This is a genomic window from Rhodopirellula islandica (assembly GCF_001027925.1).
GTDB classification, from domain to species: domain Bacteria; phylum Planctomycetota; class Planctomycetia; order Pirellulales; family Pirellulaceae; genus Rhodopirellula; species Rhodopirellula islandica.
Genome location: NZ_LECT01000038.1, coordinates 1 through 17,396 on the forward strand (window position 1 = coordinate 1; position 17,396 = coordinate 17,396).

The 17,396-nt window shown below is 57.5% G+C and carries 14 protein-coding genes; 5 read left to right on the forward strand and 9 right to left on the reverse strand.

What is annotated here, in order from left to right; translation table 11 throughout:
- Positions 1 to 559: 559 nt before the first annotated feature.
- From RISK_RS18150 to RISK_RS18175, 6 genes are all read right to left on the reverse strand, one after another.
- A complete protein-coding gene (locus RISK_RS18150) occupies positions 560 to 3,019 on the reverse strand; it encodes a YidC/Oxa1 family insertase periplasmic-domain containing protein (RefSeq protein WP_047815753.1) in 2,460 nt (819 codons plus the stop codon).
- Between the two features lie 120 nt (positions 3,020 to 3,139).
- The gene (locus tag RISK_RS18155; protein WP_047815754.1) at positions 3,140 to 3,847 is read right to left on the reverse strand and encodes a hypothetical protein; all 708 of its coding nucleotides are present in this window, start codon (positions 3,845 to 3,847) and stop codon (positions 3,140 to 3,142) included.
- A gap of 22 nt (positions 3,848 to 3,869) precedes the next feature.
- Positions 3,870 to 4,466 (reverse strand): peroxiredoxin, encoded by a 597-nt coding sequence (locus RISK_RS18160; RefSeq protein ID WP_047815755.1) that lies wholly within the window; start codon positions 4,464 to 4,466, stop codon positions 3,870 to 3,872.
- A 55-nt stretch (positions 4,467 to 4,521) separates the two neighbouring features.
- Positions 4,522 to 4,833: a Dabb family protein gene (locus tag RISK_RS18165; protein ID WP_047815756.1), complete on the reverse strand. Its 312-nt coding sequence runs from the start codon at positions 4,831 to 4,833 to the stop codon at positions 4,522 to 4,524.
- Between the two features lie 109 nt (positions 4,834 to 4,942).
- The gene (locus tag RISK_RS18170) at positions 4,943 to 5,998 is read right to left on the reverse strand and encodes a ferrochelatase (RefSeq protein WP_047815757.1); all 1,056 of its coding nucleotides are present in this window, start codon (positions 5,996 to 5,998) and stop codon (positions 4,943 to 4,945) included.
- A gap of 198 nt (positions 5,999 to 6,196) precedes the next feature.
- Positions 6,197 to 6,709 (reverse strand): acetolactate synthase, encoded by a 513-nt coding sequence (locus RISK_RS18175; RefSeq protein WP_047815758.1) that lies wholly within the window; start codon positions 6,707 to 6,709, stop codon positions 6,197 to 6,199.
- A 325-nt stretch (positions 6,710 to 7,034) separates the two neighbouring features.
- On the opposite strand from RISK_RS18175, the gene RISK_RS18180 reads away from it, so the two are divergent.
- The 3 genes from RISK_RS18180 to RISK_RS18195 all read left to right on the forward strand — a co-directional run bounded on the left by RISK_RS18180 (position 7,035) and on the right by RISK_RS18195 (position 9,966).
- Positions 7,035 to 8,072 carry a hypothetical protein gene (locus RISK_RS18180; RefSeq protein ID WP_047815759.1) on the forward strand — a complete coding sequence of 346 codons (1,038 nt, stop codon included), beginning with the start codon at positions 7,035 to 7,037 and terminating at the stop codon, positions 8,070 to 8,072.
- A 438-nt stretch (positions 8,073 to 8,510) separates the two neighbouring features.
- Entirely contained in the window at positions 8,511 to 8,696 is a 186-nt protein-coding gene (locus RISK_RS18190) for a hypothetical protein (protein WP_236696423.1), read from the forward strand.
- Between the two features lie 94 nt (positions 8,697 to 8,790).
- Positions 8,791 to 9,966 (forward strand): DUF1559 domain-containing protein, encoded by a 1,176-nt coding sequence (locus tag RISK_RS18195; RefSeq protein ID WP_047815927.1) that lies wholly within the window; start codon positions 8,791 to 8,793, stop codon positions 9,964 to 9,966.
- A gap of 58 nt (positions 9,967 to 10,024) precedes the next feature.
- On the opposite strand, the gene metX is transcribed toward RISK_RS18195, so the two are convergent.
- The 3 genes from metX to RISK_RS18210 form a co-directional block, all read right to left on the reverse strand.
- Positions 10,025 to 11,836 (reverse strand): homoserine O-acetyltransferase MetX, encoded by a 1,812-nt coding sequence (metX, locus tag RISK_RS18200; RefSeq protein ID WP_047815761.1) that lies wholly within the window; start codon positions 11,834 to 11,836, stop codon positions 10,025 to 10,027.
- Positions 11,837 to 11,937: 101 nt separating this feature from the next.
- Positions 11,938 to 13,257, reverse strand: a complete 1,320-nt coding sequence (locus RISK_RS18205) for an O-acetylhomoserine aminocarboxypropyltransferase/cysteine synthase family protein (RefSeq protein WP_047815762.1) — start codon at positions 13,255 to 13,257, stop codon at positions 11,938 to 11,940.
- A 70-nt stretch (positions 13,258 to 13,327) separates the two neighbouring features.
- Positions 13,328 to 14,443, reverse strand: a complete 1,116-nt coding sequence (locus tag RISK_RS18210) for a pyridoxal phosphate-dependent aminotransferase (RefSeq protein WP_047815763.1) — start codon at positions 14,441 to 14,443, stop codon at positions 13,328 to 13,330.
- Between the two features lie 315 nt (positions 14,444 to 14,758).
- Between RISK_RS18210 and RISK_RS18215 the strand changes: the two genes are divergently transcribed.
- Together RISK_RS18215 and RISK_RS18220 are read left to right on the forward strand one after the other, a co-directional pair.
- Positions 14,759 to 15,355 (forward strand): DUF4416 family protein, encoded by a 597-nt coding sequence (locus RISK_RS18215; RefSeq protein WP_047815928.1) that lies wholly within the window; start codon positions 14,759 to 14,761, stop codon positions 15,353 to 15,355.
- Between the two features lie 152 nt (positions 15,356 to 15,507).
- Entirely contained in the window at positions 15,508 to 17,277 is a 1,770-nt protein-coding gene (locus tag RISK_RS18220; RefSeq protein WP_047815764.1) for an ABC transporter permease, read from the forward strand.
- The last annotated feature ends 119 nt before the right edge of the window (positions 17,278 to 17,396 follow it).

The following is a 17,396-nucleotide window of genomic DNA, read 5'->3' on the forward strand; positions in this document are numbered from 1 at the left end:
AAGGAAGCCTGAATGCGCAAAAACTGTGCCAAGATTATCGCAGCTGAAGACTCAATCTAAAGTAAGTGCCATTCGGCGGAAGCCCCGAGACATTGGACGCAAATACAAAAGGTCGCCCCGGATGGGGCCGTCGTTGCTGTCGTCGCGTCGCATGACGCGGACGGTTGGCAGTGGGTTGGGTGGCGATGAGGCCCGGCCGTTGAGGGCTGCCCGACGGAACAGTTGAGACAACTGTTCTACTCTGGCTTCGTTCTCCTCGCCCCGGACGGGGCCGACTTGGTTAGCTCGGGGCGGAAGCCCCGAGACATTGGACGCAAGTACAAAAGGTCGCCCCGGATGGGGCCGTCGTTGCTGTCGCCGAGCCGCGTGACGCGAACGGTTGGCAGTGGGCTGGGTGGCGATGAGGGCTGGCCGTTGAGGGCTGCTCGACGGAACAGTTGAGACAACTGTTCTACTCTGGCCTCGTTCTCTCCTCTTCGCTATCAGGACGCCAATAGCAAGCATTTAGCGGCCCAGGCAAACGCCCAAACAATTGGAAGTCGACTCAGTCAACAGCCCGCTAGCGGCGTTTTTTGTTGCCGGGTTTGCCGGACTTCCCGGAGGGTGGTCGTTTGCGGTCCTTGGGCAACGGGGCAGCTTCTACTTCCGGCGTTCCCAATCGCTCGCGGAGTCGATCGGCCATCGTTTTCGGTTTGCTGTCGGAATTTTTCTTTCCATTGGCGCCCGCGGAATCGTTGACTTTGCCATCGACTGTACCGCCACCTTGCAGTGTCGCCGGGTCAAAGTGTGGCTTGGACGGAAGTGTCTTTTTGACCAAGACTCGTTCGCCGATGCCCCACAGACTGCTGGTGATGAAGTAGATGCACAGTCCAGCTGGCACGCGGAAGAAGAACAGGCCCATGACCAAGGTCATGTAGTTCATCATCTTTTGCGTCATCGCGGTTTGTTCATCCGTTGCCGGTGGCATGAACATTTTTTGCTGGGCCAGGAACAGCGAGACCACGATCATCGGCAGGATGTTGAAGTACGGTCCCAACCAACCGGTGCCGCGGCCGGCTAAGTAGTCCCACATCCAGTCGCCCCAGTAGTACATCATGTCGGGAGCGGCCAGGTTCGACGCCCAGGTTGTCCAGGAAGCAAACGCGGCTTGTCGCAGTTCGATGTCCACCGACAGGGTTCGGTACAGGCCGATGAAGATTGGCAACTGCAGGAACATCGGGGCACAGCCTGCCATCGGATTGAAGCCGACGCGTTGCTGCAGTTCCCGTTGGGCTCGGACGCGAGCCTCCATGTCGTCTTTGTGCTTCTCGGCGATCTTCTTCAGTTCAGGGGCCAGCTCTTGCATGCGTTGCGCATTGATCGCCGCTTTTCGCGAAAGCGGGAACATCAGGCCTCGTACGCACAACGTCAGCAGCACGATTGCCAACGCGTAGTTGCCGACGTTGGAGAACAGGTGCAGCAGGCCGCCAAGAGGTTTGGCGACAAACGAGAACCAACCGTAATAGATGCAATCACCCAAGCCGTAGGCTTCCATCACGTCGGGTTGTTTCGGGCCCGCGAACAATCGCAGCGATTGTTTCAGGGAGGATCCCGGGGGCACATCGGCGATGGCGCTGTCGAGGTAGAAGCTGGCGTTGACCGCGCGTTCTTTGTTGTCTGGGACGGCATTGGGGTCGGCGATGATATTCGCGGCAGCGCGACGGAAGGTTTGCAGTGAGGCTTGGCCTTCCGGGGGCAACATCGCGACAGTGAAGTACTGTGCGTCGACGCCGATGTAGCTCAGGTCGCGAGCTGGTGGAGCGGAGTCGGGGGCAAACAACGTTTGGTCGTTTGCTTCGGATTCATTCTTGGCTCGTTTCAGCAACGCGTATCCCGAGACCAGTTCGTGGCCTTCTGCGGTGGTCTTGTAGACGACATCGCGAGCGGCGGAACCGCCCCAGTTGGGACTGATCTTGTTGCTGTACCACCAACCTTCCAGCGTGATGCCGTTGGCACCTTCGATTCGGTAAGCCAGTTCTTGAGCTTCCTCGGCACGGTTGTCGATTTGAACATCCATGTCCAATGAGTAGCTGTCTGGCTTCAGCGAGTAAGTTCGTTGCAGCCCCACCGATTTGCCTGAGGCCGGCTTCATCTCGGAATCGGACAGTTGCAGTTGGTAGGAAACTTGGTCGCCGTTCTGAGAGGCGTCCCAGATCAGATCGCCCGTGTCGACCATTCCCTCGATGGTTTTCTCGCCCGATTGAATTTCGCGTCGTCCCACGCGGCCCACGGTCAGCAAGCACGACAGTCGAGAGAGGTTGCCTTCGACCTCGTCATCGCCGCCGTGCTCGGCCAAGCGGACCAGGTCCAAGGGATGCTCGGACAAGGTGGTTTTGAATTCAATCGGTTTTTCGTTTCGCAGAACCGTGACCGTGGCGTCTTCGCCCGGTTTGGTTTCCAGCATCGCTTCCCGAAGCATCGACAGGTTGTTGACGTTGGTGTCGTTGAAACCGGTGATGATATCGCCCGGCTTCAGTCCGCCTGGCACGCTCGAGGCGGTTGCCAGATCAGCTGGCGTGCCGGGGCCGACCACGTTGACTCGGATGCCAAGGTCGGTGGCGGCGGGGTCCGCGGCCAAATAACCGAGGTAACCGGAGCGGACGTCGACGCGTCGATACTTCAGGCGACCGTTTTCTTTTCGTTCGGTCAGTTCGATCCGTTCAATGCCACCGCCGCGACTGTTCAGGGTGACCAGCATCACATAGCCACTGGCCGCGTCCATCGAACCGAGCGTTGACCAGGTCGGCGATTCGGGGCGAGTGATCGCGTCGGCATCCTCCGGGGCCTGTTCACTGTCGCCGGGCGCATCCGGGTCCGTGTCAGCCACCAAGTCCTCCGCTGACTCGACGGTTTCGCCATCGATTTCGGCGACCACGTCTTCCTCGGGGGGCAGTGGTGGCGCGAACATGGTCCGGAGGGACATGTAGATCAGGAAAAACGCCATCGACGAGAGGATGAACGAAAAGAGTCGGCGTTCCACAGAAATGTCGGCCAATCAGAAGGGAGGCGGGTGAGGAAGCCCGCTATTCTTGCCGCCCGATGCGTTCTTGAAAAGCCAAACTCCTTGCGTGGAGCAGCCGAGAGGCTCAAAAACGCGGCCTCATGCCGTCAAAGGCAGCGGCGTTTCGCCCAATCGTTTCAGATAAGCCTGCAGTTCGGACTCGGAAATCCCCTGTTTGGAACGATCCAGCACAATCCAGGGGCGAGCCTTGCGGATCACACCTTTTTCAAGGAATTCGCCAAACAGTCGCAGTTGCAGGTGCCCTTCGCGACGAAGATCGGTCGTGAAGGGGGCATCGGTGGGGGCCAGAAGCACCGCAATCGAGCCCGTTTCGCCATGCAACTTCACGGTCGAGATCGGCGGGCTGCCGTCGCCCAGCGTGTCGCCTTCATCAAAGATTGCTCCACAATCACCCAGGGCCGTGAGATCCAAGGTTGGATGGGTATCGAGCAGCAGGGTTTGAATCGACAGCGTGGGCTCGATCACCAAGCGGGTTTCGGTGGCTTCGATCACGCGCAAAGCCAGTCGCAACGAATACTGGCTGTCGCCCTGTGGGAGAGTCACATTCCAAACATCACCGCGGATCGATTGTTCCGTGGCGACGGGAAGCGTGTCGTCTCCCACCGGCAACAGGCTGACATGCAACGACCCGTCGGGGTCACCGAAGCTGATTCCATTGGAACCTCCCGCGGTGTGGCAAACCCAATCGTGACCATCCGCATTCCAGTGCGCTGTGTAGCACTGGCCGGCGCTTTGGTCGCGGGCGGCACCAGGTGTTGGGGCCGCGAAATCTTGAAATTGCCACATGGGGATCAGCTCGTTTGTTTGCTTAGCTCTTGTATTCGGCGTCGAAGAACTCTTTGCTGCCTTCCACGTCAGCTTTGATTGTACGCGAGCCTTCTTGCCAGTTGGCAGGGCAGACTTCGCCGTTGGTTTCAAAGTACTGAAGGGCTTTGACCATTCGCATGGCTTCGTCGACGCTGCGGCCGAGTGGCAGGTCGTTGACGACTTGGTGACGCACGAAGCCCTTTTGGTCGATCAAGAACAGTCCACGCAGAGCGACACCGCCGTCGAGCAGCACGTCGTAGTCACGCGAGATTTGTTTGTTCAAATCGGCGACCAAGGGGTAATCCGTCTTGCCGATGCCGCCTTCATTGCGAGGCGTGTTGGTCCATGCCAAGTGCGTGAAGTGGCTGTCAATCGAGACACCGATGATGTTCACGCCGAGGGCTTCGAACTCTTTGGCTCGGTCGCTGAACGCGATGATTTCGGTTGGGCAAACGAAGGTGAAGTCGAGTGGCCAGAAGAACAGCAGGACGTACTTGCCCTCGTAGTCCGACAACTTGAAGTCGTCTTTGAACGTGCCATCGGGCATGACGGCGGTGGCGGTGAAGTCAGGGGCTTTTTGGGTGACCAAAACACTCATGGTGAAGCTTGCTTTCTAAAAAAGAGTGAAACGTGTTGGTGAATGGAGATCGGGATCAGTCGCGAAGGTTCGAATCGAAGACGCGAACTTCGGCCCAGTTGGGTTTTTGACGCTCGATGAATTCCAAGTGCCGGGGGGCGGTTTGGTAAGCATCGTGGGCGGCACGGTTTTCGAAAACGGTGTGCAGGGCCACGTCGTAGTCCATGTTGACCGGGCGGTCGTAGTCAGGCTCGCAGCGACCCACGGCAAAGTCCACCAACCCGGGGTGGTCGTTCAGGTAGGTTTGACAATCGTCCAGCAGCGCGTTGATGGTTTCGTCGCTGCGGTCTTTGGTCGTGAAGAAGACTTGATGGGCGAGTCGAGACATGGTGCTCACGAAGGATCGGAAAAAGGTCAGAAACGCTGCTTCGTGGACAGGACGACGAAGCCGGCGTGGCCGAAATCAAGATGGCTCGTCGGTGATTCTAGCCGCCGCATCAATTGGCTTGAACCGGTCGCCCGCCGCCAACAGGAGGTCGCCGTGGGGTGTACTGGCAGCAATCCTGCGGGCACACATCATGCCAAGCCCCCAGGTCACCCAGAGCGGGTTTTTCGTTCGAAACGCCCAGGCGTTCTTGGACCAAGCCGCAGATCATTTCGACAAAGTCAGGGTGCGTCCCCACCGACGAGGCTCGCGCCATTTTGATCCCACGCTGCTGGCAGAGCTGAGCGGCTTCTTCGTCCAAATCGAACAGCACTTCCATGTGGTCGCTGACGAAACCAATCGGCAAAATCACCAGCGTGTTCAGTTTCTGTGCTTCGTCCATCTCGACGATTGCGTCCAAGACGTCTGGTTCCAACCACGGTTGCGAGGGCGGGCCACTGCGGCTTTGGTAGACCAGGTCCCAGTCCGTCGCACCGCAGGCATTGGCAACCAGACGACATGATTCACGCAGCTGTTTTTCGTAATCGCAGTTGTCTGCCATTCCCATCGGGATGCTGTGCGCGGTGAACAGCACCTTGGTCTCCGCCGGTGAAACACCGATTGTCTGGGCCGCTTTGGAAAGGTTGTCCGACACCGCCGCGATGAATCCTGGATGGTTGAATCCCATCCGAACCTTTTCGACCAACGGGGCGCCCTCGCCGACCTCTTCACGAGCCTGGATGATGTTTTCGCGGTACTGGCGACATCCGCTGTAGCTGCTGAACATGCTGGTGAAGAACGCCAACGATCTTTGCTTGCCGTCTGCCTTCATCTGGCGAAGAGTGTCCGCAAAGGTCGGGTCCCAGTTGCGGTTGCCCCAGTAAATCGGCAAGCCAATTCCGTTGGCGTCAAAGCGTTCTTGCAGGGCCGCGATGAGCTGACGGTTTTGCTCGTTGATCGGGCTGACGCCGCCGAAGTGTCGGTAGTGCTCCACCACTTCCAGCATGCGTTCACGCGGCACATTCTTGCCTCGCAAAACGTTTTCCAAGAACGGAATCACGTCGTCCTGGCCTTCGGGGCCGCCAAAGGACACCAGTAAAAACGAATCGTAGGGAGGCAGTTCACTCATGTTGGGAAGTCACGAAGGCGGCGGTTGGACGAGATGTGCGATGGCCTTCCAAGGCCGTCGACCCTGATTCTGATGGCCTTGGAAGGCCATCGTACGGAGTGATCAACCAACTGTCGGGCGGCAGACCATTAAGACGAAGTGTCAACTCCACCGTGGCCCAACGGCGGCGGCTGGTTGTTGACGCCAAGACAAACCGACTCAGTAGATGTCTTGAGGCGGGAGGTTGTCCGCATCGAGGTCGTCTTCGGTGATGATCCGAAAGCCTTTTTCGCTGAGCGTTTTCATCGCCAAGTCGATGTTTTCCACCATGATCGCGACCGCGGGTTTGCCGTGTGGACGCACGAACAATGGGTAAGCCTGAATGATATTCAATTCGGCTTGCAGCAGCGCCGTGCAAACTCGGAGCAACGGTTGGGGGCCTTCAGGAAGTTCGACGCCGACCAAGTCGGATTCGATGATGGCCAGTCCAGCGCGTTCCAGAATCTCGCGACCGCGGTCCGCATCGCTGATCAGGAAACGAACGAACGCACATTCTGCGGCATCATTGATTGACAGGGCCACAATTCGAATCCCAGTCCCCTCGAATCGACGCACGACTTCGAGCAATTGCCCGACTCGGTTCTCGAGAAAAATGGTGAACTGACGGATCGCGGGGAATTCGCGACCGTGCATGGTTTCGAATTGCGTGTCGGCACCGGCTCCAAAGCTCATGCTCGCAATCTCTTGTTAGCGGCAAAAAGGCGTAATCGCCGGAGTCTACCGGTCGGTTCATCGCACGGCAAACCGTCTGGTTTCGCGATTTGATGCAGGGTACCGCATGGATGCAAGCATTTTCGGGTGCGAATTGGATTTCGGCGACGAAGCGAAATGATCGCTGGGCGACCGCAGTGGTGCCAAATTGAGTGGTGCAATCGCCTGAGGTCTGCCGTGCAGCCTTAAGCGGGTGGGCTGGCGCGCCGTTTGCCTCCCTTGAGTGGTGCTTTTCTATGTCCACGGCAAACGCGGACACTCAACATCACCAACAAAAGGTTCCCCCATGAAATTCCTCCATCGCCAACAACCCCTGCTTCGTTCTTTGGTCGCGACCGCTGCCGTTTCTTTCCCGCTCGCCTGCACGCCAGTCGCGATGGGGCAAACGGGAGACTTTGATCCGGAGGACCGAGGCAGCAAAGTCGAAGACGATGCCTGGTACGACATCTCGGAATGGTTTGACGGAAACGACTACAACCCGACGGACGAGGCTATCGGACGCTGGGACGATGAGGTCTTTTCCTACGAAGAAGCTCGCACAAGCAGCGACTCAGACAATGACCAATTGATCATTCCTGCTGACACGTTTTATGGCGAGGACTACAACGAAAGTCATGTGTCGTACGAGGATCGGGATAAAGACGGAACCTACGAGCGATCCACTCGGTACATCGATCGTGACGGAGACTACCTGAACGATGCCTACGTCTCTTACGTCGACGAAGATGGCGATGGCACGTACGACAGCTATGACTACTCGGAGCTAGGCAACACGTCCAAAAACGCGGTGCCTCCATCCGCGATCGCTCAATCCGTGAAAGAAGGTTTGAGTGGCAAGCGTCATGAAGTGATGGGCACGGTTCGCGATATCAAGACCGTCCAGCGAGGCAACGAGTACTCGATGATGATGCAGGTCAATTCACAAGACGGAAAAGATGTCTGGATCGATCTCGGCGGACATGCAACAGGAGTCCAGCTCTTCAAGGATGACCAAGCCACTTTCTACGGACCGATGGTGAAACGAGGCGAGAAGGAGGTGCTGGTGGCGACCGCTGTCGATCTGCCGAAACACGGAATGTACAAGGTGGAACGATCCGGCAGTCGCTACACGGGTGAGGTTCAGTCAACCAAGACGGCCACGGTTCGCGGGCAAGAGCATTTGGTCGTCAAGTTGAAAACCAAGAACGACAAAATGATGACCGTCGACATGGGACTCGCCTCGGAGGCAAAGAAACCGAGCGAAGGAGAAAAAGTCACCGTCACAGGGGTGCCAGTCAAAATGGGCGACCGAGTCATCCTGATCGCTGATCAAAAGCAGAGCTGATCAGGATTGTGTTCCGTTCGCCGCAAACCAGTGCACCAACTCTAAGGCGAGTGGTCTGTCTATAGAGGTCGATTGCGGTGTCTTGTTGTCCCTTGCGGGGGCCGCGCGGGGGATCGAGCGTGTTTTCGGCACGTAAGTTCCACTGGCGATCGCGCGGCTCTCGTCCGCTGCGGCCCCGCAAGCGAGGGCAATCTTCCCGAAAAATCTATAGGTTTGGGTGGTGAAATAGGCCGGGGAATGTGTCATATTTGCATGCTAATGTGAAAAGCGATTGACTTAACGCGTGCGTTGAGCATGATTCCTGCGCGTTACCCGCATTTCGCTCTTTGTCCCAATCACGCGGTTTCAATCTGCCGGGTGGTCACGTGGCCAAATGAAAAAAGAAGTTTCCCGATCTGCTAATGTCACGATCGATCTTAATTCTATGGAGTCATTTCTATGAAGTTTTGTCACTTTAAAATGCTCGGTTTGGCTGCGTTGGTGTGCGTGGCTGCAATCAGTGGTTGCACCGAATCGAAACCAGCAGCGACGTCGACCGACGAGTTGACTCAGTTCTTGAATGACAACCCCGAGCTGAAGGAGCCGAAGGACGAAGTTCCTGCATCGGATCCATCCAAGCCCTGATGCTTTGATTTGACATCCGGGTGGTGCGTTCTCGCTGGCGAGACCGCCTCTCATGCACTTTTTGATCGCTCTTTTTTCGAAGAAGGAATTTTCTATGAATGCTTCCAGAAAGCATCAGGGCTTCACGTTGGTGGAGTTGCTGGTGGTGATCGCCATCATTGGCGTTTTGGTCGGTTTGCTTTTACCGGCCGTCCAGGCTGCTCGTGAAGCCGCTCGCCGAATGAGTTGCAGCAACAACTTCAAGCAACTTGGTTTGGCAATTCACAACTATCACTCGGCTTACAACGCGATGCCGAAGCACGGTTCAGGGACCTACACCGATTATCCAACGGACAACGGGATCAACCCGCCCGGCGGAAACCGATCGGATTTGTCTGTTTTGGTAGGCATGTTGCCGTTCGTCGAGCAGCAAGGATTGTGGGAAGTGATCAGCAACCCAACGGCTTCCGGTTTCCAGGCGATGGGGCCTTGGCCCAATCGTCAATTGGCTGCCCACGCTGCTGTTCCTTATGATCCGTGGCTGACCAACATTCCTACCTTTCGTTGCCCCAGTGATCCCGGCGTTGGCTTGCCCGCTCACGGTCGTACGAACTATGCCGTGTGCCTCGGTGACTCGGGAACGTTGTGCGACGTTGGTGACACCACCGACTTGGGTAACAGTCGCGGTTTGCGGATCTATCAACAAACGGCCTGTCGCGGGGCTTTCATTCCCCGGACGCAAACCAAGTTCCGCGGGATCTTGGATGGTCTGTCCAACACCATTGCAATGGGCGAAATCATCACCGACTTGGGTGACTACGACACTCGCTCTCACGCAGTGGACAGCCCTGTTGAGGTTTGGCGTGAAAACAACGCGTTGTCGTGTCGGCAGTACATCGATGTGGACCGCCCTCAGTTCTGGCGGAACGATGGTTCCACACCATTCACCGGAGATTCAGAGCAGCGTCGCGGTTTTAAATGGGCACTCGCTCGCCCGTTGTACACGGGCTTCGTCACTGTCCTGGCTCCTAACGATGAGTTGTGTTTCCAAGGCAACCAGGAACGGGAAGGCGACGTCACGCCCAGCAGTCGTCACCAAGGTGGCGTGCATGTCCTGATGTGCGACGGTGCGGTCAAGTTCATCACGGACTCGATCGAAGCCGGCAACAGCAACAGCGCTCAAGTGCGACACGGTGGCGGATTCTTGACCCCTGGTTCGCCATCACCGTTCGGCGTCTGGGGAGCCTTGGGCACTCGCGCCGCGAAAGAAATCATCGACGCAGAATTCTGAGTTCTGGCTGTGCGAGACTTCTTGTTGGTCGTTTGAGACTTTGAGCGACGTTGGTCGCTCAGGTCGGTTGGCTCTCGCGGTGAAAAGCGATCACCGCGGTGTCGGCATTCAGATTGGGATCGTTGTCGGGTTCAATGCGTTGACCCTGGTCAACGTCCCAGAAGACTTCCTGATCGATCACGACGTTCAGTTGGCCCAGCAGGTCACGAACGTCGGCGATCGTGGGGAAGCGTCGGTTGGGCGTGTTGTGCCAATCGAAATCAAACTCGCCCGGGGCTTTGGGCGATCGCCCATGTGTCACGTAGTGATCTCTGAGTTGGCGATAGGCAAAGTTGGGGAAGCTGATGATCGCGTGTCGGCCGACTCGTAGCATCTCGTCCAGCAATTCGACAACGTTCTCGACCGCTTGCAGTGTCGCGTTGAGCACCACGTAATCGAACTGGTTGTCGATGAAGGCGGGCAGTCCGTTGTTCAGGTCGTAGTCGATCACATCGATGCCTCGCATCGCGGTCGACAACAGGTTCTCTTGAGCCACCTCGACGCCCATCAGTCGCTGTCCCGGTTCAACGTGCCGGTCGCGAATCGCGGCGAGCAATTGGCCGTTGCCACAGCCGAGGTCCAGCACGCTGGCTCCCGTGGGGATGATTTCCAAGATGGATTCTTCGTCCACGCTCAGCCTGGTCTCCGAGGGGACCTCGGGACGTGTTTCCGGGTCTCGCAATCGTTCGCGAACCAGCGGTCCGTAGGTCGCGATGTCTTTTGCGATCAGGAAGGCATCGTGCCCCGCGTTGGTGGTGATCTCGGCGTAGGTGACACGTTTGTCGAGTGCCGTCAGCGCGTTGACGACCTCGCGGGATTGAGCGGGTGGGAACAACCAATCGCTGCTGAAACTGATGAGCAAGAAATCACAGGATGCTTCGTCAAACGTTTCCATGAGCTTCAATCGCGTGCCGCCAAGGTCGAATAGGTCCATCGCCATCGACAGTGTCACGTAGCTGTTGGCATCGAAGCGTGTTGTGAACTTCTGGCCTTGATGGGCCAAGTAAGAGCCAATGCTGAAACGTTGTTCAAATTGCGAGGCAATCTGCCGTGGGTCATGACGGTCGGGATCGAACTTGGCCTCCATCGCTTCGACCGACAGGTACGTGATATGACCGAGCATTCTCGCGATCGCGAGTCCTGTGTCGGGGCGTTGGGCTTGATTGTAGTACTGGCCGTCGGCGTAGTGTGGGTCGGTTTGGATCGCGTTGCGAGCGATGACATCAAACCCGAGTGCTTGGCTGTTCAGTCGTGGGGAGGTCGCGATGGCGATGCAGGTTTTCGCCGCGTCGGGGTAGCGATTGATCCATTGCAAGACTTGATGACCGCCCAGGGAACCGCCAACCACGGCCCGCCATTGTTGGATTCCCAGGTGGTCCGCCAATCGCTTTTGAACTTCGACGATGTCGCCGATGGTGATCCGGGGGAAGTTGGCTCCGTAGGGTTTGCCATCAGGCGAGGTGGGGTCCGCGTCGCCGGGGCCGGTGCTGCCGCGACAGCCTCCCAAGACGTTCGGGCAGACGACGAAGAATCGATCGGTGTCCAGGGGCAAACCGGGGCCGATCAAGCCATCCCACCAACCCGGTTCGTCGTCTTGATTGTGACGTGCCGCATGGGAGTCACCTGAGACGGCATGGCAGACCAGAATCGCATTGGATGCTTCGGCGTTCAGCCTGCCCCAGGTCTCAAAGCAGCATCGAACCTCGGGAAGTTCGCCGCCGCGTTCGAGTGTCAGCGGTTGATCAAACGTCACGTACTTGGCATGCGTCAAAGGAGCGTCGGTCCGCACATCGTCGGTGCTCGACAGGTCCTCGTTGGAAAGCTCACCCATGGAAGTTTGGCTCTCGATTCGTGCTTTCCGAAACGATCTCCCGGAAGCTTTTTCGCGGGAGATGGAATGTTTCGGAGGCAACGTTTCGAATGCTTCTGCGGTTACGCGGTCGCAACGGCCAGAGCCTGTTTGAGGTCATCGAGGATATCGTCGATGTCTTCGATGCCCACCGAAACCCGGACGTACTCGGGGCTGACACCGGCGCGTCGTTGCTCGTCTTCGGTGAGTTGCTGGTGCGTGGTGCTGGCGGGGTGAATGACCAGCGTTTTTGCATCGCCGATGTTGGCCAGATGCGAGCAAAGTTGGCAAGCGTTGATGAACTTCTTGCCCGCTTCCATGCCGCCTTTGATACCAAACCCGAGGATGGCACCTTTGCCGTTGGGAAGGTATTTCTCTGCCATCGCATGATGCGTGTGCGATTTCAGGCCGGGGTAGTTGACCCATTCCACGGCGTCGTGAGCTTCCAGGAACTCAGCCACTTTCATCGCGTTTTCGCAGTGACGCGGCATGCGAAGGTGAAGGGTTTCGATGCCTTGCAAGAACAGGAACGCAGCGAAGGGGCTCATCGCTGCCCCCGTGTCACGCAACCAGTGCGTGCGGATGTGGACGTTGTAGGCGATGTTGCCCATGCCACGCAGGTGTTCTTCGAAAACCGCACCGTGGTAGGAAGGGCTGGGGGCACAGAACTCAGGCCACTTTTCGGGTTGGTCGGCCCATTTGAAGTTGCCGCTGTCGACGATGCAGCCACCGATGTGCGTGCCGTGGCCACCCAGGAACTTGGTTGTGCTGTAGATCACGATGTCGATGCCGTGCTCGATCGGACGCAGCAAGTAGGGCGTCATCACGGTGTTGTCACACAGCAGAGGGATTGCGCCGTGAGGTGCCGAGTGGGCGGCGTCCGCGATGGCTTTGAAATCGGGCACATCGTTTCTGGGGTTGCCGATGCTCTCCATGTAAACCAGTCGCGTGTTCTCATCGACCAGTTCGTGGATCTTTTCGGGGTGATCGGGATCGAAGAAGCGAACTTCGATGCCGAGGTTCTTCAGCGTTTGCGTGAACAGCGTCCAGGTGCCGCCATACAGCGACGTGCTGCTGATGATGTTTTGGCCGCTGTGAGCGATCGCCAGAACCGCCGCGGTGATCGCGGCTTGTCCCGATGCGAAGCACAGTCCCGTGGCACCGCCGTCCATCGCTGCGATGCGTTTTTCCAGCACATCGACCGTGGGGTTCATCAAGCGACTGTAGATGTTGCCAAATTCCGCCAAGCCAAACAGGGCGGCTGCGTGATCCGTGCTGTCGAATTGGTAGCTGGTGGTGGCGTAGATCGGCACCGCGCGGCTTTTGGTCGTGGGGTCAGCGACTTGTCCGGCGTGAAGAGCTCGGGTCGCCAGGCGATGATTTTGAGTCGGATCGGCGGACATGCAAAAACTCGATCGTGGGGGACTAGGAAGGGGATTTCAGCGGCAAAGACGCAGCAGGCTAACAAATCGTTCAGCGATTGTCGCCAGCCAGCTTGATCAGCTTTTCGGCACCTCGACGCAGCGTGTCATCGCTGGCCGCGAAGCTGATTCGGAAGTGGGAATCGTGTTGGCTGAAAATCTTGCCAGGAATGATCAGCAAGCCATCGGCGATGGCGCGTTCGACAAACGCTGTCCCGCCCTCGTTTCCCGGGGCTTTCGGAAACAGGTAGAAAGCGCCCCCAGGGCTGGTCAATTCAAAGTGCGGGGACAATTGTTCGACCATGAAATCGCGTTTTCGGCGGTAGTCATCGATATGGCCGTCCAGCGAGACTTCCATCGCTCGCAGGGCTCCCCACTGGGCGGGCTGCGGCGAGCAGACAAACGAATACTGTTGGATCTTGAGCATCGTCGCGATGATTTCAGGCGGCCCGTGGACGTAACCCACTCGCCAGCCTGTCATCGCATGCGATTTGCTGAAACCGTCAATCACGATCGTCTCGGGGTTGGTCGCCGCGGGCGATGCAAAATCGCCGTCGTAGAAGAATCGGCTGTAAATCTCGTCGGAAAGCAATGCGATGTTGTGCTTGGCCGCCAATTCGCCGACGTCCCGCAGGTCTTGCTCCGAAGCGGTCACCCCGGTCGGGTTGGCCGGGCTGTTGACCAGGATCATCTTGGTTTGGGGGGTGATCGCCGCTTCGATCTTGGCTGGATCCAAGCGGAAATCGGGGTAGGAGTCGATCGTGACAGGGATTCCGCCGCACAGACTGACGAGGGCCGGGTACATCACGAAGTACGGGTCCAGGAAGATGACCTCGTCGCCGGGATTGATCATCGACAGCATTGACAGCACCAAGCCGCCCGATGTCCCGCTGCTGATGAACACGTCTCGGTTTTGACCGGGGTACTTGGCGTTGACCTCTGCCAGCAGCCTTTCTCGCAGCGGAGCGATGCCCTGGGTTGGCGAGTAGGCGTTTTTGCCCGAGCGAATCGCGTCGATGGTGGCGTCTTGGATTTCTTCGGGGACGTCAAAGTCCGGTTGCCCGATCGACAAGTTGATCGGGTCTTTCAGTTTCGCAGCCAGATCGAAAACTTTTCGAATTCCGCTGCTATCAAAGGAGGCCGTTCGATCCGCGATCCAAGGATGCATGGTGACTCGTTGTCAGTGATTGAGGGTTGGGGCACCGTAGCGGAAGTCGTCGAGACTTTCGGGACTTCGTCAAGGAAGTCGAAACTCTTGACGAGTTTCGCTACTCAAGCAAATCACGCTCGTTTCGCGGATCAGGATATCATTCACCTCGGGTTTCGGTAGTCCGTGTTTGAGTCTCGAGCTCCGTCGATTGACACCGCCGCCCTGCCCTGCCCAAGATTTGGGATGGCCCGCCCGGGATTATCAGAGGGTCCGTTGCGGGCGGTTGGTGAAGCGAAAAGGAAAAATCGTGCTAGGAAGGATGTTGAAAACGGGATGAGCGAAATTCGATTGATCGAGCCTGTGGTCCGTTTTTGCGCCGTGATTTCGCGACACGAGGAGGCTCGCCAGTGGGCGAAGCAGCGGTTGGCCGAACGCTGGGGTGAACTCGGTGAGCAAGGCACGCCCAGTTCGTTCGAAGCAGGAGGGTTTTACAAGCCTGAAATGGGCGATGGTTTGACCAAGGAATTGATTGGAATCGCCGAATTCGCCGATCCGGCTGGGTTGGCGGACTGGAAAAACGTCACCAACGATTGGGAAGCCGAATACGCTTCGCTGGGCCGGCATCCCGAGCCTCGGCCGTTGAATTTGGATCCCGGGTACGTCAGCCAGGCCAAGTTAGTGTTGGCGACGATCAAGGATCGCGATCACCGGATTTATCTGCGAGACGGGATCTTTGCCGAGGTCACCTTGAACTATGTTGGTGGCCGTTGGGTTCATCACCGATGGAGCTACCCGGATTATCGCATTGAAACCGTGGCCCAGTTCGCGGCGGCATGCCGAGGGCGGTTGCGTCAGCATTTGAAGGCGACCGGCGGTTTTCGTGTTGGGGTCAAGAAAACCCCCGGTGCGAAGTCCGTGACTGGCTCCTGAGGCTCGTTTCGTCGGCCGGTGAGATCCTGGCGATCGCACAGGCAAACAAATCCGCCGAATCCGTGTTCTGGCTGCAAACCAAACGGGTTGGTCTCGCGTAGCAGCCTGACCGAAGGTTCTTTCCGTCCTTTTCTCGACACGAGTCGCCAAGCATGATTGCTGGGTCCGCTATTTCACTGTTCTCCGATTTTGCTGGCGTTGAATCGGGTTTGTTTCCAGTTGCCCAGGTCGGCAAGTGGCTGCCCGTGTTCGTCACCCCCCTTTGGGTTCTGTCGATTGGGTTGCTGCTCGGGGCGTTGGTGACCGCGGTGGTCCACGGCGTTTTGAGTGCCCTGTCGTTTGTGCCGGGGTTGGGGAATTTGGCAGACGACCCCAAGCGTGGCGTCACGCTGTCGCTGGTCGCCGGTGCGATTTTCTCGGCCGTGTTGTGCTACTTCTACGTGCCCCAAGGCGGTGAGAATGGCCAGCTCCTGTATCTGCCCCTGGTGACCTTGGGCATGATTCTGGGGTTTGGGTTGATCTACGGAATGTGGCATCGAACTCGATCCGAGTGGATGTCGATTCTGGGCGAAGGTGTCATCCCGTACATCTTGAGCACGCTGGGTGTGTTCGCCGTGATCGGTTTGGGATCGACGCCGTTTGTCGAAAACCCGATGGCGATTCTCGAGAGCGTTCCCGCGGTGAACTTGGTCGGTGACGGCACCGTGGTCGAAGTCGCGACCATCGCTCCTTCGTCTGACCCGGACATTCCTGAGTTCCTGCCAGCGGAGATCACTTACAACTTCCGCAACGTCGCGGAACTGCGAATCGAAAGTGACAAGCGAGTTTTCCTGGCCGATTCCGACAAAGCCGAAGCCTTCAGCCGTGCTCCCATCGAGTTGAACCCGGGCAGCACCGAAGCGGTGACCTACAAATACGAAGACCGTGAGCAGCCACCGATTCCGGGTGACCCGTCCAAGCTGCACATCTACAACCAAGAAATCGACCCGGCTCGTGTGGTCTTCACGTTCAAGAACTTGCCGCAGATTCCGCAAGCGTCGTCGATCGTGTTTTCTGCGATTGCATTCTTTTTGACGCTGACCGGATTCATGGCGCTGCGGCAAGCGGCTCCTCGGGTTTGGGCGTTGGCTCTGTCGACCGCCAAGAACGAGATGGCTCAGCCGTTGTACCTGTTGCTGTTGGCGATCGGGATCTTCGCGGTGTTGCTGTTTGGGATCTTCCCATTCAACACGCTGGGCGATGACATTCGACTGCTCAAAGACAGCGGTGTGACCATGATCATGGTGTTGGGCATGTTGCTCGCCGTGTGGAGTGCCGGAACATCTGTCAGCGACGAAATTGACGGCCGAACCGCATTGACCGTGCTCAGCAAACCGGTGAGTCGACGTTCGTTCATCTTGGGCAAGTACACCGGAATCATGTTGGCCGTGTTGGTGCTGTTCGTGATTCTGGCAGCGGTCTTGTTGGTGGTGATGTCTTACAAGCCGATTTATGACGCTCGAGAAACCAGTCAACAGCAGCCTCCGTGGCAAGTCGGCCATGAAGAGATCATCACGACATTGCCGATCTTGGGCCTGTATTTCATGGAAACAATGGCGATTGGTGGAATCGCGGTCGCATTGGCAACCCGTTTGCCGCTGCTGGCAAACTTCATCACGTGTTTTGCGATCTACGTGGTCGGCAACCTGCTCAGTCCGTTGGTTGCGTCGGCGAGAGAGAACACGGAATTGGTCGGATTTGTTGGTAAATTGATAGCGGTGGTGGTCCCCAATCTGAACTCATTCAACGTTCAGGCGGCGGTGGACGCAGGAAATGCGATCCCTCTGATCTACTTGGCGGCCGCTTTCAACTATCTTGTGGTGTTTGTCATTGCCATTTGGATGGTGGCGATGTTGTTGTTTGAAGATCGCGATTTGGCTTGATTGCCGCGTCTGTTGCATTGGAAGCTGGTTTGAGAAAAACGGTGACCGGTCGTGACGGATCGTCGATCGCAACGATTGCGGTCGGGATAACAAACGAACGGTGGCTAGATTTTCAACGA

Excerpts from the sequence above, each read along its gene's own strand:
- RISK_RS18155 (WP_047815754.1), bottom strand. The coding sequence starts at position 3,847 with ATGTGGCAATTTCAAGATTTCGCGGCCCCAACACCTGGTGCCGCCCGC.
- RISK_RS18160 (WP_047815755.1), bottom strand. The coding sequence starts at position 4,466 with ATGAGTGTTTTGGTCACCCAAAAAGCCCCTGACTTCACCGCCACCGCC.
- RISK_RS18165 (WP_047815756.1), bottom strand. The coding sequence starts at position 4,833 with ATGTCTCGACTCGCCCATCAAGTCTTCTTCACGACCAAAGACCGCAGC.
- RISK_RS18170 (WP_047815757.1), bottom strand. The coding sequence starts at position 5,998 with ATGAGTGAACTGCCTCCCTACGATTCGTTTTTACTGGTGTCCTTTGGC.
- RISK_RS18175 (WP_047815758.1), bottom strand. The coding sequence starts at position 6,709 with ATGAGCTTTGGAGCCGGTGCCGACACGCAATTCGAAACCATGCACGGT.
- RISK_RS18180 (WP_047815759.1), top strand. The coding sequence starts at position 7,035 with ATGAAATTCCTCCATCGCCAACAACCCCTGCTTCGTTCTTTGGTCGCG.
- RISK_RS18190 (WP_236696423.1), top strand. The coding sequence starts at position 8,511 with ATGAAGTTTTGTCACTTTAAAATGCTCGGTTTGGCTGCGTTGGTGTGC.
- RISK_RS18195 (WP_047815927.1), top strand. The coding sequence starts at position 8,791 with ATGAATGCTTCCAGAAAGCATCAGGGCTTCACGTTGGTGGAGTTGCTG.
- metX (WP_047815761.1), bottom strand. The coding sequence starts at position 11,836 with ATGGGTGAGCTTTCCAACGAGGACCTGTCGAGCACCGACGATGTGCGG.
- RISK_RS18205 (WP_047815762.1), bottom strand. The coding sequence starts at position 13,257 with ATGTCCGCCGATCCGACTCAAAATCATCGCCTGGCGACCCGAGCTCTT.
- RISK_RS18210 (WP_047815763.1), bottom strand. The coding sequence starts at position 14,443 with ATGCATCCTTGGATCGCGGATCGAACGGCCTCCTTTGATAGCAGCGGA.
- RISK_RS18215 (WP_047815928.1), top strand. The coding sequence starts at position 14,759 with ATGAGCGAAATTCGATTGATCGAGCCTGTGGTCCGTTTTTGCGCCGTG.
- RISK_RS18220 (WP_047815764.1), top strand. The coding sequence starts at position 15,508 with ATGATTGCTGGGTCCGCTATTTCACTGTTCTCCGATTTTGCTGGCGTT.